Here is a 24,195-nt window from a genome sequence, read left to right on the forward strand (position 1 = left end):
GCGACGCGCCACGCGCCGTCCGGCCGCCGTACGGGCCCCGCGCCGCCGCCGTACGGACGCCGGGCCGCCGCCGTCCGGACGGCGCCCGGTCGCCTGGGCCCGGTAGGCATGCCGCGGGCGCCTCGCGCGGACGTCCCGGCCGGCGCTGTCCGGGGCCGCGCGGCCGATTCGGTTGCGCCGTTCACCCATCGATCTGCGCTTTTGTCCCTCTTGTCGTCTCGTCCGGCGGGCGTGCGGCGAGCCGGGGTGCCGGGGCCGGTTAGGCTCGTGTCGCAGAAGCTCAGACCCACACGAAGGAGACCGCTCGTGCCGTCTATCGACGTCGTCGTAGCTCGCGAGATCCTCGACTCGCGAGGCAACCCCACGGTCGAGGTCGAGGTCGGCCTCGACGACGGCAGCACCGGCCGTGCTGCCGTGCCGTCCGGCGCCTCGACCGGCCAGTTCGAGGCCCTTGAGCTGCGGGACGGCGACAAGGCCCGCTACGGCGGCAAGGGTGTGGAGAAGGCCGTGCTCGCGGTCATCGAGCAGATCGGCCCGGAGCTGGTCGGCTACGACGCCACCGAGCAGCGCCTGATCGACCAGGCCATGTTCGACCTGGACGCCACGCCGGACAAGTCCTCGCTCGGCGCCAACGCCATCCTCGGCGTCTCGCTGGCCGTCGCGCACGCCGCCTCCGAGGCGTCCGACCTGCCGCTCTTCCGCTACCTCGGCGGCCCGAACGCGCACCAGCTCCCGGTGCCGATGATGAACATCCTGAACGGCGGCTCGCACGCCGACTCCAACGTGGACATCCAGGAGTTCATGATCGCCCCGATCGGCGCGGAGTCCTTCTCCGAGGCCCTGCGCTGGGGCGCCGAGGTCTACCACACGCTCAAGGGCGTCCTGAAGGAGCGCGGCCTGTCCACCGGCCTCGGCGACGAGGGCGGCTTCGCGCCGAACCTGGACTCCAACCGCGAGGCGCTCGACCTGATCGTCGAGGCCATCAAGAAGGCCGGCTACACCCCGGGCCAGGACATCGCGCTCGCGCTCGACGTCGCCGCGTCCGAGTTCTACAAGGACGGCGCCTACGCGTTCGAGGGCCAGTCGCGCAGCGCCGCCGAGATGACCGCGTACTACGCCGAGCTGGTCGCCGCCTACCCGCTGGTCTCCATCGAGGACCCGCTGAACGAGGAGGACTGGGACGGCTGGAAGACCCTCACCGACGAGCTGGGCGACAAGGTGCAGATCGTCGGCGACGACCTGTTCGTCACCAACCCGGAGCGCCTCGCCCGGGGCATCGACTCCGGCACCGCCAACGCCCTGCTGGTCAAGGTCAACCAGATCGGCTCGCTGACCGAGACGCTGGACGCGGTCGAGCTGGCCCAGCGCAACGGCTTCAAGTGCATGATGTCCCACCGCTCCGGCGAGACCGAGGACGTCACCATCGCCGACCTGGCCGTGGCCACCAACTGCGGTCAGATCAAGACCGGCGCCCCGGCCCGCTCCGAGCGCGTGGCCAAGTACAACCAGCTCCTGCGCATCGAGGAGATCCTCGACGACGCGGCCGTCTACGCGGGCCGCAGCGCCTTCCCGCGCTTCCGCTTCGAGGGCTGAGCCGGGCCGCGCCGCGCCCACCGCACGGCGAGCCCACCGCTTTTCCGTCCGTCCCCGGCCCCGGTCCCGTACCGTGGCCGGGGACGCACGTGTGTGCTGGCGGCGCGCGTTCGGCGGCCGGCGCACGCCGACCGACCAGGCGCACCCGTCCGAGCGCGCCCGGCTGACCGGTTGACGACGGCTGACCGCCGTCGTACGGCCGCTGACGGCCGCTCACGGACGACCTACGGACGAAGGGGTAAGACGTGCCCGCGGACCGGTTCTCCACCGCGACCAGGCTGAGGGCGCTCGGCGAGAACGCCGCGGCCCGGGTCTACCGGGCCCGCACCCGGGCCAGGCCGCCCCGCCGCGGCCGGCTCACCGGCCGCGCCGCGCTCCTCGCGCTCGTCGTCTGCTCGCTCGTCGTCGCGCTCGCGTACCCGATACGGCAGTACGTGTCGCAGCGCTCCGACATCGCCGACCAGCGCCGGCAGGCCGAGCGGATCCGTGAGGACGTCGAGCGGCTGCGCGACCGCAAGGCCCGCCTCGAGGACCCCGCGTATGTCGAGCGCCTGGCCCGCGAGCACCTGCACTACCTGCGCCCCGGCGAGACCGGGTACAGCATGCTGGGCCCGGGCGACGACGACGCCGAGCGCTCCGACGAGGACCGCTCCGCCGACCAGCCCTGGTACGGCAACCTGTGGGGCGAGGTCGACACGGCCGACGCCCAGCGCTGACCCACGGCGCCGGCCACCCCTCCCGTAACCCGCCCCACCACACCTGCCACGCCGCACCAGCCACCCCGTACCCGCCCCACCCGCCACCTCCGCCGCGCCCGTCGCATCCGGCGCGGCGGCCCGACGAACCGAAGAGAACCCTGCTCGCATGGAAACGCCCCCTCCGCAGACCGCACCCGCCGCCCCGACCGACGCGGACGTCGCCGCCGTCGGTGACCAGCTCGGCCGGGTCCCGCGCGGCCTGCGCGCGATCGCCCACCGCTGCCCGTGCGGCAACCCGGACGTCGTCGAGACCGCGCCCCGGCTGCCGGACGGCACGCCGTTCCCGACGCTGTACTACCTGACCTGCCCGCGCGCCGCCTCCGCCATCGGCACGCTGGAGGCCGAGGGCGTCATGAAGGAGATGACGGCGCGGCTGGCCACCGACCCGGAGCTGGCCGCCGCCTACCGCGCGGCCCACGAGGACTACATCGCCCGCCGGGACGCCGTCGAGGTCCTGGAGAACTTCCCGAGCGCCGGCGGCATGCCCGACCGAGTCAAGTGCCTGCACGTCCTCGTCGGCCACTCGCTGGCCGCCGGCCCCGGCGTGAACCCGCTGGGCGACGAGGCGATCGCGCTGCTGCCCGAGTGGTGGCGCAAGGGCCCGTGCGTCACCCCGTGCGCCGACGGCGGCACCCGCGACTCCGCGGCGTCCGCGAACCCCGGCACCGCCGGAGCCGATGCCGGTGCCGATGCCGAAGCCCCCGAAGGAGACCGCGAGTGAAGCGCGTCGCCGCCATCGACTGCGGCACCAACTCCATCCGGCTGCTGGTCGCCGACATCGACCCGGACACCGGCGCCCTGCACGAGCTGGACCGCCGCATGACCATCGTCCGGCTCGGCCAGGACGTGGACCGCACCGGCCGGCTGGCCCCCGAGGCGCTGGAGCGCACGTTCGCCGCGTGCCGCGAGTACGCCGAGGTCATCAGGGAGCACGGCGTCCCGGGCGGCCCGAACCCCGCGCTGCGCTTCGTCGCCACCTCCGCCTCGCGCGACGCCTCCAACCGCGAGGACTTCGTCCGTGGCGTACGCGACATCCTCGGCGTCGAACCCGAGGTCATCACCGGCGACGAGGAGGCCGCCCTCTCCTTCGCCGGCGCCACCCGCGAACTGACGGCCCACCAGGACCCGGCTGACCGGACCCAGGGCCAGTCCCCGGCCGGCGCCGGCCCCTACCTCGTGGTGGACATCGGCGGCGGCTCCACCGAGTTCGTCGTCGGCGACCGCACGGTGCGCGCCGCGCGCAGCGTGAACGTCGGCTGCGTCCGCATGACCGAACGCCACCTCGCCGACGCCACCGGCCAGGTCCCCGAACCCGGCACCCCGACCGAGGCCCAGATCGCCGCGATACGGGCCGACGTGGAGGCCGCCCTCGACACGGTCGAACAAACGGTCCCGCTCCGCCCCGCCGACGGCAGCTACACCCTGGTCGGCCTGGCCGGCTCGGTCACCACGATCGCCGCCATCGCACTCGACCTGCCCGCGTACGACTCGGCCGCCATCCACCACGCGGTCATCCCGCTCGACCGCGTCCGCGAGATCACCGACCGCCTCCTCAACTCCACCCACGCCGAACGCGCCGCCATCCCGGTCATGCACCCGGGCCGCGTGGACGTCATCGGCGCGGGCGCACTGGTCCTGCTGGCCCTGATGGAACGCGCGGGCGCGCACGAGGTGGTCGTGAGCGAGCACGACATTCTGGACGGGATCGCGTTCGGGGTGGCGGAACGCGCCGGGGGGTGATGGTGGGGCGGGGGCGATGTCGGGTGCGGGGGCCAGCCCCGCGTGTGCGGGGACCAGATGAGGTACAGGCGGCCGGCCTGGTGCGGCATGGGACCATCCCCGCACGCGGGGACCGGCCTAGGCTCGCCGTGCTCGACCCGCTAGCGTTGGGACCATCCCCGCACGCGCGGGGACCAGGCACGGGCCCAAGGGGAAGTGGGCATAAAGAAGGGGCCATCCCCGCACGCGCGGGGACCAGAGCAATTGACCTGCGGCTTTATCGCGCGGAACCCTAGTTTCCTGCAACTTCCACTGATCGCGACCTATCGCCCAATCTAGCCAAATCGCTCACGCAGGGTCTATGCGAGCGAGTGGGCCCTTCAGCCCACGGTGCCGCCCGAAGCGCCCGCTGCGCTGCCGCAGTGAACCGGAACGCGTACGTCACGCCGCGCCCGCATCGCGCTCGCTGAACAGGTCCGCCAGCAGTTCGGCCATCGTCGCCGCCGGCCCGCCCTCGGCCAGGACCGCCTCCGCCTCATGCACCAAGAACACGTCGGCCGCTTCCTCCAGTTCCTCCAGCGCTTCGAGGTCCGAGATCGGGACCAGGGCCGCCACCGATACGCCGTCGCGCGTGATGACGGTCGGAACGCCCTCTTCGGCCCGGTTGATGTAGTCCGCCAAACGCGCGCGGGCTTCCCGTACGGTCACGGTGATCTCAACCATGAACTCAGCGTACGTAGCCGCGCGTACACGCGGCGGGATTCGGGCGGACTGGCCCAACGGCCGCCGAGCTGCCCGGCTCACCCGCCCCGCGCAGCGGCAAACGTAGGACCTGCCGACACCCCACGTAACCTCTCCCTGTGCCCGCACCCCGTCTTCACCGCGTCGCCGTCCTCGTGCTCGAAGGGGCGAAGCCGCTCGACGTCGGGATTCCCGCGCAGGTCTTCACGACCCGCGCGAGCATGCCGTACGAGGTGCGGGTGTGCGGGGCCGCGCCCGGTCGGGTGACCGGTGGTGACGGCCTCGCGTACGACGTCGCCCACGGCCTCGACGCGCTCGCCTGGGCCGACATCGTCTTCGTCCCCGGTTACCGGTTTCCGGACCGCGACGACCCGCCGTCAGCCGTGGTCGAGGCGCTGGTCGACGCGCACGGGCGGGGCGCGCGGCTGGCCGCCATCTCGACGGGTGCCTTCGCGCTGGCCGCCACGGGCCTGCTCGACGGCCGGCGCGCCACCACGCACTGGCACTACACGCGCGCCCTCATGGCCAGGTACCCGCAGGTCAAGGTGGACGAGAACGTGCTGTTCGTGGACGAGGGCAGCGTGCTCACCTCAGCCGGCGCGGCCTCCGGCATCGACCTGTGCCTGCACATCCTGCGCGGCGACCTCGGCGTGGCCGCCTCCAACCACGCGGCCCGCCGCCTGGTCGCGGCCCCCTACCGCAGCGGCGGCCAGGCCCAGTACGTACCGCGCAGCGTGCCCGAGCCGCGCGGCGAACGGTTCGCCGCAACGCGCGAGTGGGCGCTGTACCGGCTCGGCGAGCCGCTGACCCTCGACGTCCTGGCGCGGCAGGCGGGAGTCTCGCCGCGCACGTTCTCCCGGCGCTTCGTCGAGGAGACCGGTTACACGCCCATGCAGTGGGTGATGCGCGCCCGCATCGACCTGGCCCGCGAACTGCTGGAGCGCTCGCAACGCAGCGTCGAGCAGATCGCCGCCGACACCGGACTCGGCACCGGCGCCAACCTGCGCCTGCACTTCCAGCGCATCCTCGGCACCACGCCGAGCGAGTACCGGCGCACCTTCACCCGGGGCGAGTAGCCCGCCCGGTACGTCGCGGCCGGCCCCCGTACGGCGCGCCCCGCCCGGTACGTCGCGGCCGGCCCCCGTACGGCGCGCCCCGTCCGGTGCGACGCGTTCTGCCCCGTACGGCCTGGTCCGCGCGGTCCGCGCGGTGTGGCACGGCCCGTCCCGGTGGGGTGGCGCGATCCTTGTGAACCATGGCGATCCCGCCACTGTCAGGGGCGCTGGCCGCGCGCGAGGCTGGTGGGGAAGGAAACGAGCCCGGGTGTGAAAGGGAAGGGACGTCACTCATGACTCGCATCGCCATCAACGGATTCGGCCGCATCGGGCGCAACGTGCTGCGCGCACTGCTGGAGCGCGACAGCGCCCTTGAGGTCGTGGCCATCAACGACCTGACCGAGCCCACCGCCCTCGCCCGGCTGCTCGCCTATGACAGCACCTCCGGCCGACTCGGTCGCCCGGTGACCGTCGACGGGGACGTCCTCGTCGTGGACGGCCGCCGGATCAAGGTGCTGGCCGAGCGCGAGCCGGCGCAGTTGCCGTGGTCCGAACTCGACGTCGACATCGTCCTGGAGGCCACCGGCCGCTTCACCGCGGCCAAGGCCGCGCGGGCCCACCTGGACGCGGGCGCGCGCAAGGTGCTCGTCAGCGCGCCGTCCGACGGCGCCGACGTGACGCTCGCGTACGGCGTCAACACCGACGCGTACGACGCGGCCGCGCACACGATCGTCTCCAACGCCTCCTGCACCACGAACGCCCTCGCGCCGCTGGCCGCGGTCCTGGACGAACTCGCGGGCATCGAGCACGGCTTCATGACGACGGTGCACGCCTACACGCAGGAGCAGAACCTCCAGGACGGCCCGCACCGCGACCCCCGCCGCGCCCGTGCCGCCGGCGTCAACATCGTCCCGACCACGACCGGTGCCGCGAAGGCCATCGGCCTGGTCCTGCCGCAGCTCGACGGCAAGCTGTCGGGCGACTCGATCCGCGTCCCGGTACCGGTCGGCTCGATCGTCGAACTCAACACGACCGTCTCCCGCGACGTGTCCCGCGACGACATCCTGGCGGCCTACCGCAAGGCAGCCGAAGGCCCCCTCGCCGGCGTCCTGGAGTACTCGGAAGACCCCCTGGTCTCCTCCGACATCACGGGCAACCCCGCCTCGTCCATCTTCGACTCGGCCCTCACCCGGGTGGACGGCCGCCACGTGAAGGTGGTCGCCTGGTACGACAACGAGTGGGGCTTCTCGAACCGCGTGATCGACACGCTGGAGCTGCTGGCGGCCGGATGACGGCCCCTGCCGCCGTCGTCAGCGAGTGAGCTGGTCTCGGCAACGTTTGTGAGCGCTCTGGTTGGCCATGCGGGCCGACCGGGGCGCTCGGTCGTGGGGTGGGGTCTCCCCGCACGCGCGGGGGCCAGCCCGGAGATCGGCCGTGCGATCGGTACGGATCGCGGACCATCCCCGCGCGCGGGGATCAGGGGTCGTCACCATCGCGGCCGAACTCGATGCCGGGACCATCCCCGCGCGCGCGGGGACCAGGCCCGCCAGAGCGCGACTGAGAGGCGCCCTCAGGGGCCATCCCCGCGCGCGCGGGGACCAGCCCGCCATCGCCGTCGCCATGCAGGAACTCGAAGGACCATCCCCGCGCGCGGGGACCAGGATTTCGCGTGTTCCTTGCCGATGCCCAGATGGGGACCATCCCCGCGCGCGCGGGGACCAGAGCAGCAGCGGGTTGAAGGCGCCGAGCACCTTGGGACCATCCCCGCGCGCGGGGACCAGAGCAACTGACCTGCACCTTTACCGCGCGGTACCCCGGTTTTTTGCAACTTCCGCGAACTCCGACCTACCACCCAAGCCCGGCATACGACTCACATCCCCATCCCGGCAAGACAGCGCTCGCAGCCTATCCAGTAGACGGCCCCACAACCGGCACGGCCCGTCTCCTCGCCCACCAACTTCGCGCCGTTACGGTGCGGTCGGCCCGATGTCCTCGCCGGGTGTGACCAGCCATCGCAAGGTCACGTGGGCGGTGTAGCGGAGATGGCGGCCGTCGGGGTGGTCGCGGGCCGCGTGGCTCGTACACCAGCGCTGAGCCCGCTGGTGTTGCCCGGTGATGGACTCCGACGGTTCGGGTTCCGGGGACTGTTCGGCGCAGGTCAGGCACGTGGCGCGGACGGTGTACGGATCGGCTGTCGGATCAGGGGCCAGGTTCATTTCGACGTAGCGGTAACGGCGTCGGTGGGTCATGGCGGTTACCGGTTGTTGTGGGGGCCGTGGGCGGCGTGGACGGCGGGGGCGAGGGCGGCGGCCAGGTAGGCGGGCTCGGTGAGGTAGCGGCCGGACCAGTTGTGCGGCACGTACCAGTGCAACCCCGGGCCCGTACGCCGGTGCGCGGGCGGGATGCCGACGTAGTGCGTACCGGGCCTGGCCGGGAGCACGGCCACGTGGGGGTGCAGGCGCTGCCAGTGGATGAAGTCGTGTGCCTCGCCCGGTGGCAGGAGCCAGTACGTGGCACAGGCGTACGGGTCCACGATGGCCGCGCTCTCGTGCGGGCCGCTGAGGATGGGGAAGGCCCAGCGTGCGGTGGCCGCGTCGGCGCGTACGGCGTCCCAGTCCCGGCCGGCGGGCAGCAGTGAGACGCTGTCGCTGGGTGGTGGGCACCAGTCGGGGTGGGTCACGGCCGAACTCCCGGGCGCAGTACGGCGATTGCCTTGACCAGCCGGTCGGCGTCGGTCAGGAGGCGGCCCGGGCTTGGAGGGATGCGCCACCAGACCAAGCGGGCACGGGCCATGCCCGGCACGAACAGATACGACCCATCGTCACCGGCGATGGTGATCTCCTCGTGGTCTCCGAGGTGTTGCACGGCCGGGGCCTTGGGCTCGATCAGCCACACCAGCCGCGCCGGAACGTCCTCCTCGATGACCGCCCCGCTCGCCTCCCCGAGCCCCGCCAGCACCCGATTGCCCAGGTAGCACGGCAGCGACAGCGCGTGCCAACCCAGTTCGCCCACCCGCGTCCACCGCACCCCACCCCCAGGCGGCACCCAGTCATAGGGCGAGGGAGAGGTGTACTCGGCTCCGATGGGCATGGCGCAGCCTCCGGTGTCATCAGGGGTGATCGCGTGATGACTGACCGTAAGGGGGTTGTGCGTGCCTATGCCATGACACCTTGAGCGGGGCATCGCTCTAAGTGTCAAGTCGTTTACAGGGGTAGCCCCACAGTGTCGGCGAGGCGCCGCATCTCGGGCGTCAGTGTGCGGCGTCGCTTGACCACGTCGCTGAGTATGTCCTTGGCGTACCGCTGCTGGGCCAACCACTCCGGAACCCGAGCGTGCACCCCTGACAGAACCTTCACGGCCTGGGCGTGGTGACGCATGCGGATGTGCGCTGCTGCCACGTCGAGTTGGTGGCGGTTGAAGCCGTTCTGCACTCGGCCCGCGTCACTCGTGTGCGCCTCGGTGCCTTCCGCGATCTCCAGCACTTTGTCCGGGCGGTCCACGATCATGTGCCGCTCCGCGCGCTTGTAGGCGACCGTCAACGGCCCCCACGACGCCATCCGACGTCCGACCGGCAGTTCGTGGCCGGTCATCACCGCAGCCGCTTGCGCGAACCTCAACGCGTCGGCGGCTTCGCCCGGTCGGTTGTCGCGCACGCAGGCTGCGGCCAGGTGAAGCAGCAGCGCGCCCCAGGCCGCCAAATCCTCCGGCGTGGCCCGACTCACCCTCGGCTCGATGTCGTCCGCCCACCGCGTCGCGAGCGTACGAGCCTGCGTCAGCTTGCCTTGCCTGATGGCGAGCCAGCACATAGTTGCGGCGATGGAAGCGCTCCGGTGCTGCCCTTGAGCGGCGTCCAGGGCACGCCGAAGCGCCGTCTCGGCCGCGTCGTACTGCCTGGTCTGCGTCAGGAGAGAGCCGGCGAGTTGGAGCACGTAGGCGTGTACGCCGCGCCCCTCGTCTCCGAGCGCCTCCGCGTCGCGCAGCGCGGGCGGAAGCAGCGTGGCGGCTGTGGCGAGTTGGTTGGTGGCCCGAGCCGCCCCCACGGCATCCGCCGCCGCTTGGACGCCTTCCAGGGTGGGTGCTTCGGTGGCGGCGTCCGTCGGCGGACGCTCCACGGCGTGCCGGACCGGGGCCCACACCTCGGCGTCCGGTGACGCATCGGGGTCGGCGCCTTCGGGGGATTCGCGACGGTCGAGGAGGTGCGTCGTCGGGACGCGAAGGGCGGCGGCCAGCTTGTGAGCGGTCTCCAGGCGCGTGTGATCGAGCTGCTCCTGCTCCAGCTTTCTGATCAGGGAGAGGGAAACGCCGCTGGCCTCGGACAGCGCCTTCTGCGAGAGGCCGCGCCGCTTGCGGATGTCGCAGAGAGTCGCGCCCATGCTGATGCTCTCGGACATATAACACTCCGTTCAGGCTCGTCACGAGAACGGTACCTCTGCCCCAAGCGGTCGGGCCATGATGGGCGGTCGCAAGATGCGGCTGTGGTAGGAGAGTTGAGGGAGGCGCACAGGCAAGACGATTGGCTCGGCGAACTGACGCAGCGGGTCGGCGGCACTGGCTAAGGCGGATTCGTCCCCAACGAGCCGGGTCACCGCCTCTGTCCCCGCACCTGCCCCCCCCGCGCTCCCCGCCCCACCCACCGTCACCCCCCGTCAGCACAGGGCGTGTCGACCCACGGCGACGGGAGAGGGGTTCGGGGGAGGAGGGTCAGGGGCGAGAGGTGAGGGAGAGGGCGGTCGCTGGGGGCTTCGTCGTGGGTGGTGAGTCGGGTGGCGAGTTCGGTGAGTCCCTGGGCCAGGGCGAGGCGTTGGTGGGCGGCCATGCCGTGGAGGGCCTCGTGGAGCACGTTCTCGCGCTCCTCGCGGACGCGCTGGAGGTGGCCGCGGCCCGCCGCGCTGAGCCTCAGCGCGACCTCGCGCCCGTTGTCGGGGCAGGGGAGGCGTTCCAGGAAGCCGAGGGTCTGTAGCCGGTCGCACATGCGGCTGACGTTCGGTGGCGAGGAGGCCAGCAGTTGGCACAGCCTGCGCATCCGCATGCCGTCCTGCCGGTCGACGACGTACATCAAGCGCAACTGCGAGACGGACGCGGGTGCGGTGGCGCGCGCGGTGGCGTCTCTCGCGCGTTCCCACATGACGTCGAGGAGTTCGGCGATGCCGCTGACGGCGTCGGTGGTCTCCGAACAGCAGGCGCTGTCGGGGCCGGCGTCTGGTGCGGGCATGGCTCCCCGTCGGCTGGTGCTTGTGCCCGGTGGTGGCACCGGGAAGTGGCTCAGGTGCTGCTGTGGGGCCCGGTGGGGCGAGCCGATCTCGTCTCCGCCTCGGTCGCGAGGGGTGGTGCCGTGACCTGGTGCGGGGTCGCGGCGCCGGCGGGGGGTGGCGCCGTGAGGTGTTCGAGCGTACCGGTGATGGTGAGGAGCCGGTCCAGTTTCGGGGGCCGGTCGTCCAGGCGCAGGCGCACTCCCGCCGCGGTCGCACGGCGGTGGATCATCAGCAGGGCCGACAGGCCCGTGGAGTCGACGACGCCGACCCGGGCGAAGGACAGCCGCAGGCTGTCCAGGTCGCTCCGGGCCGCAAGGCGGGCGGTGGCCTCCTCCAGGAGGCGGTCGGCGCTGTCGTAGTCGAGGTCTCCGGTGATCTCGATGCGGACGCCGTCCTCGGCTTCGACCGTGGTCAGGCGCAGGGTGGGGGGCGGGGTGGTCATGCGTGTCGTCCGGCGTCGGTGAGTGAGTCGGTGGTCAGGGCCTCGGAGCCGCGCTCCAGCAGGCGGACGGCCCGGGGGAAGTCCTTCAGCTCACGGGCGAAGAGGCCGAGGGCGGCCGGCAGGGACCGCGTGGGCACCCCGCGCGCCACCAGGATCTGTTCGGTCCAGGTGAGGAACCGTACGAACAGGTCCTCGTCGCCGAGGTAGAGGGACGTGCCGAGGAACTCCACGATGTGCGCGAGGTCTTCGGCCGTACGCTCCCGCTGGGCCTCGTCGTACTCCCGCATGAGGGGCAGGGCGTCCTCCAGCGCGTGGAAGACGGCCCGTACGAGAGCGTCGCTGTTGCGGACGACCATCGTGTACTCCTGGTCGGCCAGGTGCGGCAGGTCGTCCATCTGCTGGTGGTCGGGCCGTGGTTGCGGGAGCGGCCCCATGGCCAGGATGTCGGCGGCGGTACGGGCGTCGGGCGCCCACGCCTGGGCGCCCAGCAGGTGTGCGTACCGGCCGTCCGGGCCGAACGCGGCGCCGCCGACCAGGACGGGCACGCCCACGGCCTGGCACGCGGTGATCGCCGCGTGCGCGGTGGGCAGCCGGGTGGCGATGGAGCTGGAGAGCGCGACCGCGTCGGCGTCGGTGTGGTGCAGGTGCGAGATCAGGCGGGAGGAGGGGACCTGGGCGCCGAGGTAGTCGACCTGCCAGCCGCGCAGCGTCAACACCTCGGCGACCAGGCGGGCGGGCAGCGCGTGCCATTCGCCGTCGACGCAGGCCACCGTGACCCGGCCCAGGTGCCCGGTCCCGCGCGCGGCGGGGTGCGTGGCGAGCGCCGCGACCACGCGCTCGTTGATGGCGGTGGCGGCGTGTTCCTGGGCGACGCTGATCCGGGCGGCGGCCCACTCCTCACCGACCTTGCCCTGCACCGAGGCGATGACGTCCAGGAGGACGGACTCGGGGTCGACGCCCTCGTCAAGGGCGCCCATGACGACCTCGGTGGCCGAGTGCTCGTCCTTGGCCGTCACGCTCTCCCACAGTCGGTCGGCCAGTTCGTCGAGGTGGGCGTCGCGGGGGAGCCGGGACGGGGTGCTCGTGATCATGCGGTGTACCTGCCCCGGGTGTGTCCGCCCACCGCGCTCAGGTGGTGAGTGCGGGGCGCCGAGATGGCGACCACGGCCATGTCGTCGTGGCGGCGCTGTCCGAGCCACTGGGAGGCCAGCATCTGGAGGTGCTCCACGACGCCTTCCGAGGGCATCCCGGCGCATTCGGACAGGGCTCGTCTGAGGCGTTCCTCGCCGAACTGGGCGTCGCCCATCGGGCCGCCCTTGGCCTCGGTGAAGCCGTCGGTGTAGAGGATGCAGGTCTCTCCGGGGGAGAGGGTGACCGTGGCGGTACGGGCCGGAACCTTCGGCACCACCCCGACCAGGGTGCCGCGGGTGTCGACCTCCTCCACGGCCCCGTCCGCCCGGATGACCAGCGGACTGGGGTGGCCGGCGCTGGTCAGTTTCACCTCGACGCCGTTGCCCTCGCGGACGGCGGAGGCCAGCACCAGCGTGGCGAAACGGGTGTGATGGGAGTTCAGCAGCGCGGTGTTCAGCAGGGTGAGCATCCGCTGGTGGTCGTCGGCCATGGGGAGCAGGGCGTGCAGGGTGTTACGGATCTTGCCGGTGAGGACGGCGGCTTCGAGGCCCTTCCCGCAGACGTCCCCGAGAGCGACGAGAGAGGGTTGGCCCTCCACGGCGGCGGGGTGCACGTCGTAGAAGTCCCCGCCGATCCGCTCGTGGTCCGAGGAGGCGCGGTAGCCGCCGGCGAAGTCCACCCCGGAGACCTGACGCAGCGTCGGCGGGAGCAGCTCCCGCATCAACACCTCGGTGACGCCCGTCTGCTCGGCGTACAGACGGGCCGCGGACATGGCCGCACCGGAGCGGGCGGCGAAGAGGCGGGCGAAGACCTCCTCCTCGTCGGTGAAGGAGGCGCTGCCCACCTTGCGGAGCAACACCAGGGCGCCCGCGGGAACGCCGTGCCCGGGCAGCGGGGTGATGACGATCGAGCCGACCGGGCCGAACCCGTCCGGGATCATCCAGTCCGGGGCCGAGGCGGGGTCGATCCACCGGGAGGGCACCGGGGGGAAGCCGCGCAGCGCCTCGCCGAGGCCGGGGACGTCCTCGGGCTCCACCTCCTCCTGCGACGTGCGGGGGGAGTCGCCGCGCAGGCAGGTCACCACGGGCAGCCGGTGGCCCCGGGACGGCGCGATGGCCAGCGCGGCATCGGCGAGGTGCTCGGCGGCCATCCGCGCGGTCACCTCCATGCAGCGGCCCAGGTTGAGGCTGGAGAGCAACAGGCTGGACGCCTTCGCCAGGAACGCGGTCCGCTCTCGCTGTGTGCGGAGCGCTTCACGGACGAGTCGGTGGTTGGTGTCATCCACCAGCCACCACGCGACGGTGCCGTCGGCGCACAGGGTGGAGTGCGCCTCGAAGTGGAGCCCGTCGATCTCGCCGGACGCCGGGGCCGGTGCCTTCGACCCTCGCTCGCCCCGCGCGTCGGGCGCGGCCACCGCCCGGTGGGCCGTGGCCAGCCAGAGGGGGGCCACGTCGGTCAGGTGCGCGCCAGGGTGGGCCGCGGGCAGCAGCGCCCGAGCCGCGTCGTTGCGCTGGACGAGGATGCCCGACCCGTCAGCTACCAGTACCGGGTACGGGGCCTGGGCCCATGGGAAGTTCGGCTCCGCGTGCGTGACGGTGTCCGCTTGGGTGGAGACCACATTGGAGGACCCGCTGAGCGAATCCCTCACCTCGTTAACTAGAACGGAATAGTTGCCTTCTGGAAACCATCCCCCACGGGCCGGCGTGCTGACAAGCCGCGCCCGTGCCCTCCCGAGATCCACACGACGGTGAACGCGGCGTGCGCGTGGGTGACGACCGAGTGGCGCGTACGAGCCGGTCCAAACCGGAGGGGCCGCGGGCGACCCGGTGTTCCCTGGCCCACGCCGCGACCGGCGTGAGGTGCGCGCGGCGTTCACCGGCCGCGTCGTCGGCCCCGTCCCGCCAGCCGCGCCCGGCTCGGACGGCGGCCCGGGGCGAGCGTGCTCGGCCTCGCGCTCGCCCCGGGCCGCCAGGGCCCCATTCGGGGCCGAAACCGGGGCGTTTGGCGCTCTCCGGGCGGCCCCGAATCCTCGCCCGCGAGAAAGTTCGTGAAACTCTTCACATGAAAAAGGTCCCGGTGAGGGCTCCGAAGAGGCCCTGAGGGCCGGTTCTCGGGGGCGTGGCCACCCGATGTCGGACCGCGCCCTGTTTCGGCCGAGTTAAACGTGAGATACAGACCGCCCGCGGGGGACGCTTATTTACTCCGGAGTAGCGCGACAGGGCCTGATCAGTGGGGGTGGGGAACGCTCCGGGGCGTCCTCCGGTTCCCCCGGGGCCGTATGGGATCGGTCACGAGGGCCGCGCAGTGTAACAGACCCAGTTGCCCTCCTTGTGAAGGGGCTCACGAGCAACCCCCCTGAGGGTGCTGGATACTCGAATCATGAGCACCACGGAGCGTCCCCGAATCCTCGTTGTAGGCGGTGGGTACGTAGGTCTGTACGCGGCACGCCGCATCCTGAAGAAGATGCGGTACGGCGAGGCGACCGTCACGGTCGTCGACCCCCGGTCGTACATGACCTACCAGCCCTTCCTTCCCGAAGCTGCTGCCGGCAGCATCTCCCCGCGCCACGTCGTGGTTCCGCTGCGACGGGTGCTCCCGAAGGCGGAGGTCCTCACGGGCCGCGTCACGACCATCGACCAGGACCGCAAGGTCGCCACGGTCGCCCCGCTGGTCGGCGAGGCGTACGAGCTGCCCTTCGACTACCTCGTCATCGCGCTCGGCGCCGTCTCCCGCACCTTCCCGATCCCCGGCCTGGCCGAGAACGGCATCGGTATGAAGGGTGTGGAGGAGGCCATCGGCCTGCGGAACCACGTCCTGGAGCAGCTCGACAAGGCCGACTCGACGACCGACGAGGAGATCCGCCGCAAGGCGCTCACCTTCGTCTTCATCGGCGGCGGGTTCGCCGGCGCCGAGACCGTCGGCGAGGTCGAGGACATGGCCCGGGACGCGGCCAAGTACTACCCGAACGTCAAGCGCGAGGACATGCGCTTCGTGCTGGTCGACGTCGCCGACAAGATCCTGCCCGAGGTCGGCCCGAAGCTGGGTGCCTGGGGCAAGGAGCACCTGGAGAGCCGGGGCGTCGAGGTCTACCTCAAGACCGGCATGGACTCCTGCGTCGACGGCCACGTGGTGCTCAACAACGGCCTTGAGGTGGACGCCAGCACCATCGTGTGGACCGCGGGCGTCAAGCCCAACCCGGCGCTGGCCCGCTTCAACCTCCCGCTGGGCCCGCGCGGGCACGTGGACACCGCCGCCACCCTCCAGGTGCAGGGCAGCGACTACATCTGGGCCGCCGGCGACAACGCGCAGATCCCCGACCTCGTGGGGCGCGCGGCCGGCAACGAGAACGCCTGGTGCCCGCCGAACGCGCAGCACGCGCTGCGGCAGGCCAAGGTCCTCGGCGACAACGTGATCTCGGGCATGCGGGGCTTCCCGCAGCGCGAGTACAAGCACGCCAACAAGGGTGCGGTGGCGGGCCTCGGCCTCCACAAGGGCGTCGCGATGATCGTCATGGGCAAGATGAAGATCAAGCTCAAGGGCCGGCTCGCCTGGTACATGCACCGTGGCTACCACGGCATGGCCATGCCGACCTTCAACCGCAAGATCCGCGTGTTCGCCGACTGGACGCTCGGGATGTTCCTCAAGCGTGAGGTCGTCTCGCTGGGCGCCATCGAGAACCCGCGCGAGGAGTTCTACGAGGCGGCGTCCCCCGTCTCGGCCCGCGCCGCCGCGCCGGCGGACAAGGACGACGCCAAGGCCGCCAAGGCCAAGGCGTAGCGACCCGGTCGCCGAAGCCCGTTCGTACGGGCTTCCCCGCCGGCCGCACACCGAGCGGGCCGTCAGGCCCGCGACCAGCACGCGTCGAGGGCGTCCACCAATCCGTGGGGTGGGCGTCCTCGGCGCGTGCGCGCGTTCCGTGGCCGTGGCCGTGCCGACGCTCGGCGGGAGCCCGCGCGGCCGGGCGCGCGGGATGTTCGCGGCCGGGCGCGCGGGATGCTCGCGGTCAGGTCTGGCGGGCGTGGGACGCGAGGCGGTCGGCGAGCGCGGTGACGAGGTGGCGAAGCTCGTCGGGGCGTTCGATGACGAACGGCCGGTCGAGCGCGGCGAGCACCGGGGGCAACCAGTCGAGCCGCTCCGCCCGCAGCTCGACGCGCAGCCAGCGCTCGGCCGTCCGGTCCGGGGCCCGGTCCCCCCGATCCGGAGCGGGCTCGTGTTCCGCCAGACTCGCGACGGTGGCGGGCAGGTGGGCGCGCACGTGCTCGACCGTCCCGTAGACCCGCAGGGACACCGCGTGCCGGTACGCGGCCGTGGCCAGCGCGGACACCACGCGCCGCGCCGGGTCGACGCCCGCGGGCGCCTCGAAGGAGCCGGGCAGGGCGCGCGCGTCCGCGACGCGGTCCAGCCGGAGGGTGCGGTCCTCGCCGATCCCGGCGTCCTCGCCGGTGACGTACCAGTGGCCCGCGTGCGCGACGATCCCGTACGCGTGCAGCGTGCGTTCGCCGCGCCGCCCGGCGCGGTCGGTGTAGCGGATCGAGAGCGGTCGGCGGTGGCGTACCGCGTCGGCGACGGTCAGCAGGATCTCGGCGTCCGGCGGGTCGAGCCGCCCGGGCTGGTCCGTGAAGGCCAACGACTCCAGGAGGGTGTCGAGCCGGCGGGCGATGTGCCGGGGGAGCACCCGCCGGATCTTCGCCGAGGCCGTCTCGTTCGCCGTGCGCTGCGCCGGGCTCAGCCCCGCCCGGCGGCCGGCGACCAGACCGAGCAGCACGGCCAGCGCCTCGTCGTCGCCGAGCATGAGCGGCGGCAGGCGGTACCCGGGCGCTAGCCGGTAGCCGCCGTAGCGGCCCCGTACCGACTCCACGGGCACGTTCAGGTCGATCAGGTGGTCCACGTACCGGCGCACGGTGCGCCCCTCGACGCCGAGCCGGTCGGCGAGTTCGGCCACGGTCCGGGTGCCGCCCGACTGCAGCAGTTCCAGGAGGGTCAGCACGCGGGCGGTGGGTCGGGACATGGCCGCAATCTAACGCGCATACGGGACCGTTTCTGTCCGGTATTGCTTCTAGCCTGCGCGGTGCACGCCTTCCGCACGGCCAAGGAGATCCCCATGGAGTTCGTCTCGATCCGCGTCATCACCGGCGACGTGGCACGCCTCGTCGACTTCTACGAGCGGGCCACCGGGGTGCGGGCGAGGTGGGCCACCGAGGACTTCGCCGAACTCGACATCGCGGGCGCCACCCTGGCGATCGCCGGCACCCGCACCGTCCCGCTGTTCGCCCCGGGCTCCGCCCGCCCGGCGGCCAACCAGAGCGTGATCACCGAGTTCCGCGTCGACGACGTGGACCGCGTGCACCGGAACCTGACCGGCCTCGTCACCGACTTCGTCAGCGGTCCCACCACGATGCCCTGGGGCAACCGGTCGCTGCTCTTCCGCGACCCCGACGGCAACCTCGTCAACTTCTTCACCCCGGTCACGCCGGCGGCCATCGAGAAGTTCGCCCGCTGACCTCGCACGGCAGGCCGGAGGCCCCGGCGGCGGGCCCCGGTCCGGCCGGGCGGTCGGGTCCGGTCGGGTCCGGCCGGGCGGTCGGGTGATTTTGCCGTTTCCTCAACCGTGTGCGGGACTGCCGCACGGGCGATCGGTGTTTTACGTGGCAGGTGAACCTTTCTGAGGTGTGCCGACACAACATCACCGCGTCTCCCTGGAGGTGTGCGACATGGCCGATGCCGCTGGACGGCTCTCCGCGCTCGCTGAGGAGGTCCTCGGGACCCCGTTCCCGGTCCGTATCCGGGCCTGGGACGGCAGCGAGGCGGGACCCCCGCCCGGCCCGTCACCCGACACCGGAGACACCGGAAGCCCCCGAGACACCGGCGACGCCGGAGACACAGCGGACGCGGCGGCCACAGCGATCGCCGCCCCGAAGCCGCCCACGCTCGTGGTGCGCAACCGCAGGGCCGTCCGCAGACTGCTGTGGCGGCCGGGCGAACTCGGCCTCGCCCGTGGCTGGGTGGCCGGCGACCTGGACATCGACGGCGACCTGTACGCGGCCCTCGACCTGCTCTCCGGGGTGCTCTGGGAGCGCGGCGAGGAGTCGACGCCGCGACGTAACCTGCGCTCCGCCCTGAACGCGGCCCGCGACCCCCGGCTGCGCTCCGCCGCCCGCGACCTGCTCACCATCGCCGGCCCGTGGCCGCCCCCCAAGCCGCCCGTCGAGGAGGTACGCGCGCGCCGCGGCCCGCTGCACACCCTGCGCCGGGACCGGGCCGCCATCAGCCACCACTACGACGTCGGCAACGACTTCTACGAGCTGGTCCTCGGCCCGTCCATGGTCTACTCCTGCGCGTACTGGCCCGACGCCGCGTCCGGGCCTGCCGCGTCCGGGCCCGCCGCGACCGCGGACCTGACGCGGGCCCAGCGCGACAAGCTCGACCTGGTCTGCCGGAAGCTGGGCCTGGAGCCCGGGCAGCGGCTGCTCGACGTGGGCTGCGGCTGGGGCTCGATGGTGCTGCACGCGGCCCGCGAGTACGGCGTACGGGCCGTCGGCATCACGCTCTCCCAGGAACAGGCCGAGTACGCCCGCAAGCGGGTCGCCGACGCGGGGCTCACCGACCGGGTCGAGATCCGGGTCCAGGACTACCGCCGGGTGAGCGACGGCCCGTACGACGCGATCTCCTCCATCGGCATGGCCGAACACGTGGGCGCCGTGCGGTACGGGGAGTACGCGGCGCTGCTGTACGGGCTGCTGCGGCCCGGCGGTCGGCTGCTCAACCACCAGATCGCCCGGCCGCCGCAGCGCCACGAGGACGCCTACCGGGTGGACGAGTTCATCGACCGCTACGTCTTCCCGGACGGCGAACTGGCGCCCGTGGGGCGGACGGTGAGCCAGTTGGAGGAGGCCGGGTTCGAGGTGCGCGACCTGGAGTCGCTCCGCGAGCACTACGAGCTGACGCTGCGGGCCTGGGTCGGCAACCTGGAGCGGAACTGGACGCAGGCGCTCCGGTACGTCTCGCCGGGCCGGGCCCGGGTCTGGCGGCTGTACATGGCCGCGAGCGCGCTGGCCTTCGAGCGCAACCGCATCGGCGTCAACCAGGTCCTCGCCGTCCGCACCCCGGAGCCCGGCACCTCCGGTCTGCCGCTGCGCACCCGCACCTGGAACTGACCGCCCCTCGCCGGGCCGGCCCGTCGAGCGTACGCCGTACCGGGCGGGCCCGGGGCGGCGCACTCGGAAACGGCCGGGGCCCCGGGGCGACGTGGTGTCGCCCCGGGGCCCCGGGTCTGCGTACCGCTCGGCGGGTTACTCCGCCTTGATCGCCGTGAGCATGTTCAGCTTCGCGGCCCGGCGGGCCGGCCACAGCGCGGCCAGCACGCCGACCAGCGCGGCGAGGACGAGGAAGAGACCCATCCGGCCCCACGGCAGGACCAGTTCGTACGTGCCCAGGCTCGGGCCGATCAGCTCGCCGGCGGCCCAGCCGAAGAACACGCCGAGACCGATGCCGAGCACGCCGCCGAAGAGCGAGATGACCAGCGACTCCAGCCGCACCATCCGCTTGATGCCCTTGCGGTCCAGGCCGATGGCCCGCAGCATGCCGATCTCCTGCGACCGCTCGAAGACCGACATGGCCAGCGTGTTGACCACTCCGAGCACCGCGACGATCACGGCCATCGCGAGCAGCCCGTAGAGCATGTTCAACATCAGGTTGATCAGCTTGGCTATGTCGTTGGAGACGTCGTCCATCGTCTGGACCTTGACGGCCGGGTTGTCACCCAGCGCCTTCTCCAGCGACTTCTTGGTGTCGTCGCTCAGGCCGCCCTTGGTCTTCAGCAGGACCTGGAAGTCGGCGATGTCCTTCACGTGCGGGGTGAGGGTGGCGTTGTCGATCATCACGCCGGAGATGATCACGTTGCCCTCGTAGACGCCCGACACCACCAGGCGGCTCTTCTTGCCGTCCTCGAAGGTCGTGGTCAGCGAGGAGCCGACCTTCCAACCGCGGTCCTCGGCGAGGTCCTTGTCGACGACGACCCGGTTGCCGCCGAGCCCGGCGAAGGAGCCCTCGGTGAACTCCAGCTTCGTCAGGTCGCCGATGGCCTTGCCGTTGACGCCTGCCAGGTCCGTCTTCTTGCCGTCGATCCGGGACGGCGACAGCCGCAGCGGGCTGGACTTCTCGACCTCGGGCTGCCTCTCCAGCTTCTCGCCCACCTCGGGGGCGAGCGGGGTCATGCTGGCCATGCTGACGATGTAGTCGGCCTTGAGCGAGTCCCGGGCCATCTTGTCGATGGCGTTCTGTATGCCACCGGCGATCACGGTCAGGCCGGTGATCAGGGTCAGGCCGATCATCAGCGCGGAGGCCGTGGCGGCCGTGCGGCGCGGGTTGCGCACCGCGTTCTGCCGGGCGAGCTTGCCGGGCATCCCGAAGATCCGCAGCACCGGTGCAGCGGCCGCGATCAGCGGACGGGAGAGCAGCGGCGTCAGGACGAAGACGCCGATCATCAGCAGCCCGGCGCCCAGACCCATCGGACCCTTGCCGTCGTCCATGGTGGTCGCGGCCAGGACCAGGGCGATGCCGACACCGGCGAAGAGCGCGCCGATGCTGTTGCGCACCACCAGGCCACGCGTGGTCGGCGGGGCGTGCACGCTGCCCATCGCGGCGATCGGCGGGATCTTCGCCGCGCGGCGGCCGGGCAGCCAGGCGGCCAGCACGGTCACCACGATGCCGACGAAGAGCGAGGCGCCGATCGTCGTGGGCGTGATCACCAGCGGGCCGTCCGGGACGGTGGCGCCGCTGGAGTTCAGCAGCGAGCGCAGCCCGGCGCCGATGCCGATGCCGGCGAGCAGGCCGGTCACGGCGGCGATCGAGCCCACGACCGTCGCCTCGATGAGCACCGAGCGGGTCACCTGGCGGCGGCTGGCGCCGACCGCGCGCATCAGCGCCAGCTCCTTGGTGCGCTGCGCGACGAGCATGGTGAAGGTGTTGGCGATGATGAAGATGCCGACGAACAGGGCGATCCCGGCGAAGGCGAGCATGCCGGTCCGCATGCCGCTCAGTTCGTTCTCGATGTCCTTGGCCTGGTCGTCCGCGAGCTTCTCGCCGGTCTCGACCTCGGTCCGCTCCGGCAGGACCTTCTCGACCTGCGCCTTGAGCGCCTCCTGCGTGGTGCCCGGCTTGGCCTTCAGCTCGATGCCGGTGAACTTGCCGGGCTCCGCGTACAGCTTCTGCGCGGTCTTGGTGTCGAACAGCGCGAGGCTGCCGCCCGCCGCGACGTTGCCGTCGTCGGTGGTGAAGATGCCGACGACCTTCTGCTTCAGGACGGGGCCGTCGACCGACACGTCGATGCTGTCGCCGATCTTGTAGTCGGCGCGGTCCGCGGTCCGGGAGTCGAGCGCCACCTCACGCACGTTGGTCGGGCCGTGGCCCTCCTTCATCGTGTAGCGCGCGTCCTTGCCGTCCTTGGACGGGAAGTAGTTGCCGCCGGAGGAGGTGAACCCGTCGCCGACGAGCTTGCCGTCCTTGTCGGGTATCGCGGCGAAGCCCGTCACGGTGCCGGTCGCGGACTCCGCGCCCGGCAGCTTCGTCACCTGGTCGAGCAGGGACTGGCTCAGCTTGGGCGCGTCGCCCGGGTTGTCCCTGTCGTCGGCGTCGTCGGGGCTGATCGCGACGTCGACGTTGGTGAACCCCTTCTCGGAGCTCTTCTGGTACGCGTCGGAGATGGTCGAGGTGAAGACCAGGGTGCCGGCGACGAACGCCACGCCGAGCAACACGGCGAGGACGGTCATCAGCAGTCTGGCCTTGTGCGCGAGCACGTTGCGCAGGGCGGTACGGAACATGGGTCTGTCAGTCCTGGGGGTGGGGGCCGGTGGTCGGGGTCGCCTGGATCAACTGGTCCGGCCCTTGGCGTCGAAGCGCTTCATACGGTCGAGGACCGCGTCGGCGGTCGGCTCGTACAGCTCGTCGACGATCTGGCCGTCGGCGAGGAAGACCACGCGGTCCGCGTAGCCCGCGGCCACCGGGTCGTGGGTGACCATCACGACGGTCTGGCCCAGCTCGCGCACGGAGTTGCGCAGGAAGCCCAGCACCTCGGCGCCCGAGCGCGAGTCGAGGTTTCCGGTCGGCTCGTCGGCGAACATGATCTCGGGCTTGCCGGCCAGGGCGCGGGCCACGGCCACGCGCTGCTGCTGACCGCCGGAGAGCTGGTTCGGCCGGTGCTTGAGACGCCCGGAGAGGCCGACCGTCTCCACGACCATGTCGAGCCACTGCTTGTCGGGCTTGCGGCCCGCGATGTCCATGGGGAGCGTGATGTTCTCCAGGGCGTTCAGCGTGGGCAGCAGGTTGAACGCCTGGAAGATGAAGCCGATCTTGTCGCGGCGCAACTGGGTGAGCTTCTTGTCCTTCAGGGTCGTCAGCTCGACGTTGCCGATCTGGGCCGAGCCGCCGGAGACCGAGTCCAGGCCGGCCATGCAGTGCATGAGCGTGGACTTGCCGGAGCCGGAGGGGCCCATGATCGCGGTGAACTCGGCCTGCCGGAACTCGACGGAGACACCACCGAGGGCCACTACCTGGGTCTCGCCCTGTCCGTAGACCTTGCGAAGATCCGTTGCGCGTGCGGCCACCGCGGTGCTGCGGGTGGCGGTGGAGGTGGTGGTCACGGTCGAACTCCTGTCGGTGCGGTGCCTGGGGACACCACTATCTTCACCGGCCTTTCGTCCCGGGCCATCAGCCCCTGCGCCCGTTCCCGGCGAGACTCACGAGGTACACCGGAGGACGCGACTCATCCTTGGGGAGGAGAAGAACCCCGAGAGGGGCAGCCTGTCGCGGGCGGCGCCCCCGCGTCACCCTGAGCCCCTGAGCCGACCGCGCGCTCCGGCCTTCCCCTGCTCCTGGCCGCCCCCGGCCGCCTCCGGCTGCCTGGCGGCTGTCGCCGCCCCGGCGACGAAGACGTACGGCGGGGGACGGCGACCAGCGAGGGGCTGGGGCTGGGGTGGGTCGTGATGCGTACGATTCCGTGTCTCGTAGCGGGGGCTTTTGCTCCGTTTCGATTTCTGCTAGTGCGGGCGCTTTGGGATGTGCCGACAGGCCCTGGCGGGGGCGGGGTTGTGGCCCTCGGCGCGGCTCGGCGCGTACGGGAGGTGTACGGCCTACGGGTGGAGGACCGGAAGCGCGTTCGTCACTTTTCTCAACGCTGCGTCGAGTTTCCGTCATTTCGGTCTGATGGGCGTGACGTACCGCACCAACAGTGCTGATGGGCCAGCGGCATGTGCCAGTGGCGAGTTCGCCCTACTGATGCTCCCTCAGTTGCCAATAAAATAAGACAACGGCGATCGACCGTTCAGCCGTTCGTGGCGCCTTCCCCGGCTAGGCTCGTCCTGCTCTCCTTTGAGGGGACGGCCGTACGCCGTATGTGCGGCAGCGAGAGCGCCCCTGCCCGGATGGTGGAATGCAGACACGGCGAGCTTAAACCTCGCTGGCCTACGGGCCGTGCCGGTTCAAGTCCGGCTCCGGGCACCACTCCGCTC

21 protein-coding genes and 1 tRNA gene are annotated in these 24,195 nt (G+C 71.9%); 10 read left to right on the forward strand and 12 right to left on the reverse strand.

Annotation, left to right across the window (positions count from 1 at the left end):
* Window positions 1-306 precede the first annotated feature (306 nt).
* The 4 genes from eno to OYE22_RS21010 all read left to right on the forward strand — a co-directional run bounded on the left by eno (window position 307) and on the right by OYE22_RS21010 (window position 4,091).
* On the forward strand, window positions 307-1,593 hold the full coding sequence (eno, locus tag OYE22_RS20995) for a phosphopyruvate hydratase (protein WP_277321849.1): 1,287 nt from the start codon (window positions 307-309) through the stop codon (window positions 1,591-1,593).
* Window positions 1,594-1,838: 245 nt separating this feature from the next.
* Window positions 1,839-2,309, forward strand: a complete 471-nt coding sequence (locus tag OYE22_RS21000) for a septum formation initiator family protein (protein ID WP_277321850.1) — start codon at window positions 1,839-1,841, stop codon at window positions 2,307-2,309.
* A gap of 148 nt (window positions 2,310-2,457) precedes the next feature.
* The gene (locus tag OYE22_RS21005; protein ID WP_277321851.1) at window positions 2,458-3,072 is read left to right on the forward strand and encodes a DUF501 domain-containing protein; all 615 of its coding nucleotides are present in this window, start codon (window positions 2,458-2,460) and stop codon (window positions 3,070-3,072) included.
* Window positions 3,069-4,091: a Ppx/GppA phosphatase family protein gene (locus OYE22_RS21010; RefSeq protein WP_277321852.1), complete on the forward strand. Its 1,023-nt coding sequence runs from the start codon at window positions 3,069-3,071 to the stop codon at window positions 4,089-4,091. The genes OYE22_RS21005 and OYE22_RS21010 overlap by 4 nt, the downstream gene beginning before the upstream one ends.
* A 420-nt stretch (window positions 4,092-4,511) precedes the next feature.
* Here OYE22_RS21010 and OYE22_RS21015 read toward each other — a convergent pair whose 3' ends face one another.
* The gene (locus tag OYE22_RS21015) at window positions 4,512-4,793 is read right to left on the reverse strand and encodes a type II toxin-antitoxin system prevent-host-death family antitoxin (protein WP_277321853.1); all 282 of its coding nucleotides are present in this window, start codon (window positions 4,791-4,793) and stop codon (window positions 4,512-4,514) included.
* Between the two features lie 137 nt (window positions 4,794-4,930).
* Between OYE22_RS21015 and OYE22_RS21020 the strand changes: the two genes are divergently transcribed.
* Entirely contained in the window at window positions 4,931-5,887 is a 957-nt protein-coding gene (locus OYE22_RS21020; protein ID WP_277321855.1) for a helix-turn-helix domain-containing protein, read from the forward strand.
* A 272-nt stretch (window positions 5,888-6,159) separates the two neighbouring features.
* Window positions 6,160-7,158, forward strand: a complete 999-nt coding sequence (gap, locus tag OYE22_RS21025; protein ID WP_277321856.1) for a type I glyceraldehyde-3-phosphate dehydrogenase — start codon at window positions 6,160-6,162, stop codon at window positions 7,156-7,158.
* 675 nt (window positions 7,159-7,833) lie between these two features.
* Here the strand turns inward: gap and OYE22_RS21030 are convergent.
* The 8 genes from OYE22_RS21030 to OYE22_RS21065 form a co-directional block, all read right to left on the reverse strand.
* Window positions 7,834-8,115: a hypothetical protein gene (locus OYE22_RS21030; protein ID WP_277321858.1), complete on the reverse strand. Its 282-nt coding sequence runs from the start codon at window positions 8,113-8,115 to the stop codon at window positions 7,834-7,836.
* A 5-nt stretch (window positions 8,116-8,120) separates the two neighbouring features.
* Complete coding sequence (locus tag OYE22_RS21035) at window positions 8,121-8,546, reverse strand: hypothetical protein (RefSeq protein ID WP_277321859.1); 426 nt, start codon at window positions 8,544-8,546, stop codon at window positions 8,121-8,123.
* Entirely contained in the window at window positions 8,543-8,956 is a 414-nt protein-coding gene (locus OYE22_RS21040) for a hypothetical protein (RefSeq protein ID WP_277321860.1), read from the reverse strand. The genes OYE22_RS21035 and OYE22_RS21040 overlap by 4 nt, the downstream gene beginning before the upstream one ends.
* A gap of 113 nt (window positions 8,957-9,069) precedes the next feature.
* Window positions 9,070-10,257 carry a helix-turn-helix transcriptional regulator gene (locus OYE22_RS21045; protein ID WP_277321861.1) on the reverse strand — a complete coding sequence of 396 codons (1,188 nt, stop codon included), beginning with the start codon at window positions 10,255-10,257 and terminating at the stop codon, window positions 9,070-9,072.
* 245 nt (window positions 10,258-10,502) lie between these two features.
* Window positions 10,503-11,078 (reverse strand): MarR family transcriptional regulator, encoded by a 576-nt coding sequence (locus OYE22_RS21050; protein WP_277321862.1) that lies wholly within the window; start codon window positions 11,076-11,078, stop codon window positions 10,503-10,505.
* 50 nt (window positions 11,079-11,128) lie between these two features.
* A complete protein-coding gene (locus OYE22_RS21055) occupies window positions 11,129-11,560 on the reverse strand; it encodes an STAS domain-containing protein (protein ID WP_277321863.1) in 432 nt (143 codons plus the stop codon).
* The gene (locus tag OYE22_RS21060) at window positions 11,557-12,651 is read right to left on the reverse strand and encodes a cobalamin-dependent protein (protein ID WP_277321864.1); all 1,095 of its coding nucleotides are present in this window, start codon (window positions 12,649-12,651) and stop codon (window positions 11,557-11,559) included. The genes OYE22_RS21055 and OYE22_RS21060 overlap by 4 nt, the downstream gene beginning before the upstream one ends.
* Window positions 12,648-14,234 (reverse strand): SpoIIE family protein phosphatase, encoded by a 1,587-nt coding sequence (locus OYE22_RS21065; RefSeq protein ID WP_277324244.1) that lies wholly within the window; start codon window positions 14,232-14,234, stop codon window positions 12,648-12,650. Before OYE22_RS21065 ends, OYE22_RS21060 begins: the two co-directional genes overlap by 4 nt.
* Window positions 14,235-15,070: 836 nt before the next feature.
* Here OYE22_RS21065 and OYE22_RS21070 point away from each other — a divergent pair.
* Complete coding sequence (locus tag OYE22_RS21070; RefSeq protein ID WP_277321865.1) at window positions 15,071-16,468, forward strand: NAD(P)/FAD-dependent oxidoreductase; 1,398 nt, start codon at window positions 15,071-15,073, stop codon at window positions 16,466-16,468.
* Between the two features lie 226 nt (window positions 16,469-16,694).
* Here the strand turns inward: OYE22_RS21070 and OYE22_RS21075 are convergent, their stop codons facing one another.
* Window positions 16,695-17,699, reverse strand: coding sequence for a WYL domain-containing protein (locus OYE22_RS21075; protein ID WP_277321866.1), 1,005 nt, complete (start codon window positions 17,697-17,699; stop codon window positions 16,695-16,697).
* 93 nt (window positions 17,700-17,792) lie between these two features.
* Here OYE22_RS21075 and OYE22_RS21080 point away from each other — a divergent pair, with 93 nt between their 5' ends.
* A complete protein-coding gene (locus tag OYE22_RS21080) occupies window positions 17,793-18,191 on the forward strand; it encodes a VOC family protein (RefSeq protein WP_277321867.1) in 399 nt (132 codons plus the stop codon).
* 211 nt (window positions 18,192-18,402) lie between these two features.
* Window positions 18,403-19,845, forward strand: a complete 1,443-nt coding sequence (locus tag OYE22_RS21085) for a cyclopropane-fatty-acyl-phospholipid synthase family protein (RefSeq protein WP_277321868.1) — start codon at window positions 18,403-18,405, stop codon at window positions 19,843-19,845.
* A gap of 135 nt (window positions 19,846-19,980) precedes the next feature.
* Here OYE22_RS21085 and OYE22_RS21090 read toward each other — a convergent pair whose 3' ends face one another.
* Both OYE22_RS21090 and OYE22_RS21095 read right to left on the reverse strand, forming a co-directional pair.
* Entirely contained in the window at window positions 19,981-22,509 is a 2,529-nt protein-coding gene (locus tag OYE22_RS21090; RefSeq protein ID WP_277321869.1) for an ABC transporter permease, read from the reverse strand.
* Window positions 22,510-22,557: 48 nt separating this feature from the next.
* Window positions 22,558-23,328, reverse strand: a complete 771-nt coding sequence (locus OYE22_RS21095; protein WP_277321870.1) for an ABC transporter ATP-binding protein — start codon at window positions 23,326-23,328, stop codon at window positions 22,558-22,560.
* Window positions 23,329-24,102: 774 nt separating this feature from the next.
* Between OYE22_RS21095 and OYE22_RS21100 the strand changes: the two genes are divergently transcribed.
* A tRNA-Leu gene (locus OYE22_RS21100) sits at window positions 24,103-24,187 on the forward strand.
* Window positions 24,188-24,195 lie beyond the last annotated feature (8 nt).

Source organism: Streptomyces sp. 71268 (assembly GCF_029392895.1).
Classification (GTDB): domain Bacteria; phylum Actinomycetota; class Actinomycetes; order Streptomycetales; family Streptomycetaceae; genus Streptomyces.

Bases quoted from the DNA above. Each gene is read 5' to 3' on its own strand.
- OYE22_RS21005 (WP_277321851.1), top strand. From the start codon at position 2,458: ATGGAAACGCCCCCTCCGCAGACCGCACCCGCCGCCCCGACCGACGCG.
- OYE22_RS21060 (WP_277321864.1), bottom strand. From the start codon at position 12,651: ATGATCACGAGCACCCCGTCCCGGCTCCCCCGCGACGCCCACCTCGAC.
- gap (WP_277321856.1), top strand. From the start codon at position 6,160: ATGACTCGCATCGCCATCAACGGATTCGGCCGCATCGGGCGCAACGTG.
- OYE22_RS21075 (WP_277321866.1), bottom strand. From the start codon at position 17,699: ATGTCCCGACCCACCGCCCGCGTGCTGACCCTCCTGGAACTGCTGCAG.
- OYE22_RS21085 (WP_277321868.1), top strand. From the start codon at position 18,403: ATGGCCGATGCCGCTGGACGGCTCTCCGCGCTCGCTGAGGAGGTCCTC.
- OYE22_RS21040 (WP_277321860.1), bottom strand. From the start codon at position 8,956: ATGCCCATCGGAGCCGAGTACACCTCTCCCTCGCCCTATGACTGGGTG.
- OYE22_RS21055 (WP_277321863.1), bottom strand. From the start codon at position 11,560: ATGACCACCCCGCCCCCCACCCTGCGCCTGACCACGGTCGAAGCCGAG.
- OYE22_RS21030 (WP_277321858.1), bottom strand. From the start codon at position 8,115: ATGACCCACCGACGCCGTTACCGCTACGTCGAAATGAACCTGGCCCCT.
- OYE22_RS21015 (WP_277321853.1), bottom strand. From the start codon at position 4,793: ATGGTTGAGATCACCGTGACCGTACGGGAAGCCCGCGCGCGTTTGGCG.
- OYE22_RS21045 (WP_277321861.1), bottom strand. From the start codon at position 10,257: ATGTCCGAGAGCATCAGCATGGGCGCGACTCTCTGCGACATCCGCAAG.
- OYE22_RS21070 (WP_277321865.1), top strand. From the start codon at position 15,071: ATGAGCACCACGGAGCGTCCCCGAATCCTCGTTGTAGGCGGTGGGTAC.
- OYE22_RS21090 (WP_277321869.1), bottom strand. From the start codon at position 22,509: ATGTTCCGTACCGCCCTGCGCAACGTGCTCGCGCACAAGGCCAGACTG.
- OYE22_RS21050 (WP_277321862.1), bottom strand. From the start codon at position 11,078: ATGCCCGCACCAGACGCCGGCCCCGACAGCGCCTGCTGTTCGGAGACC.
- OYE22_RS21080 (WP_277321867.1), top strand. From the start codon at position 17,793: ATGGAGTTCGTCTCGATCCGCGTCATCACCGGCGACGTGGCACGCCTC.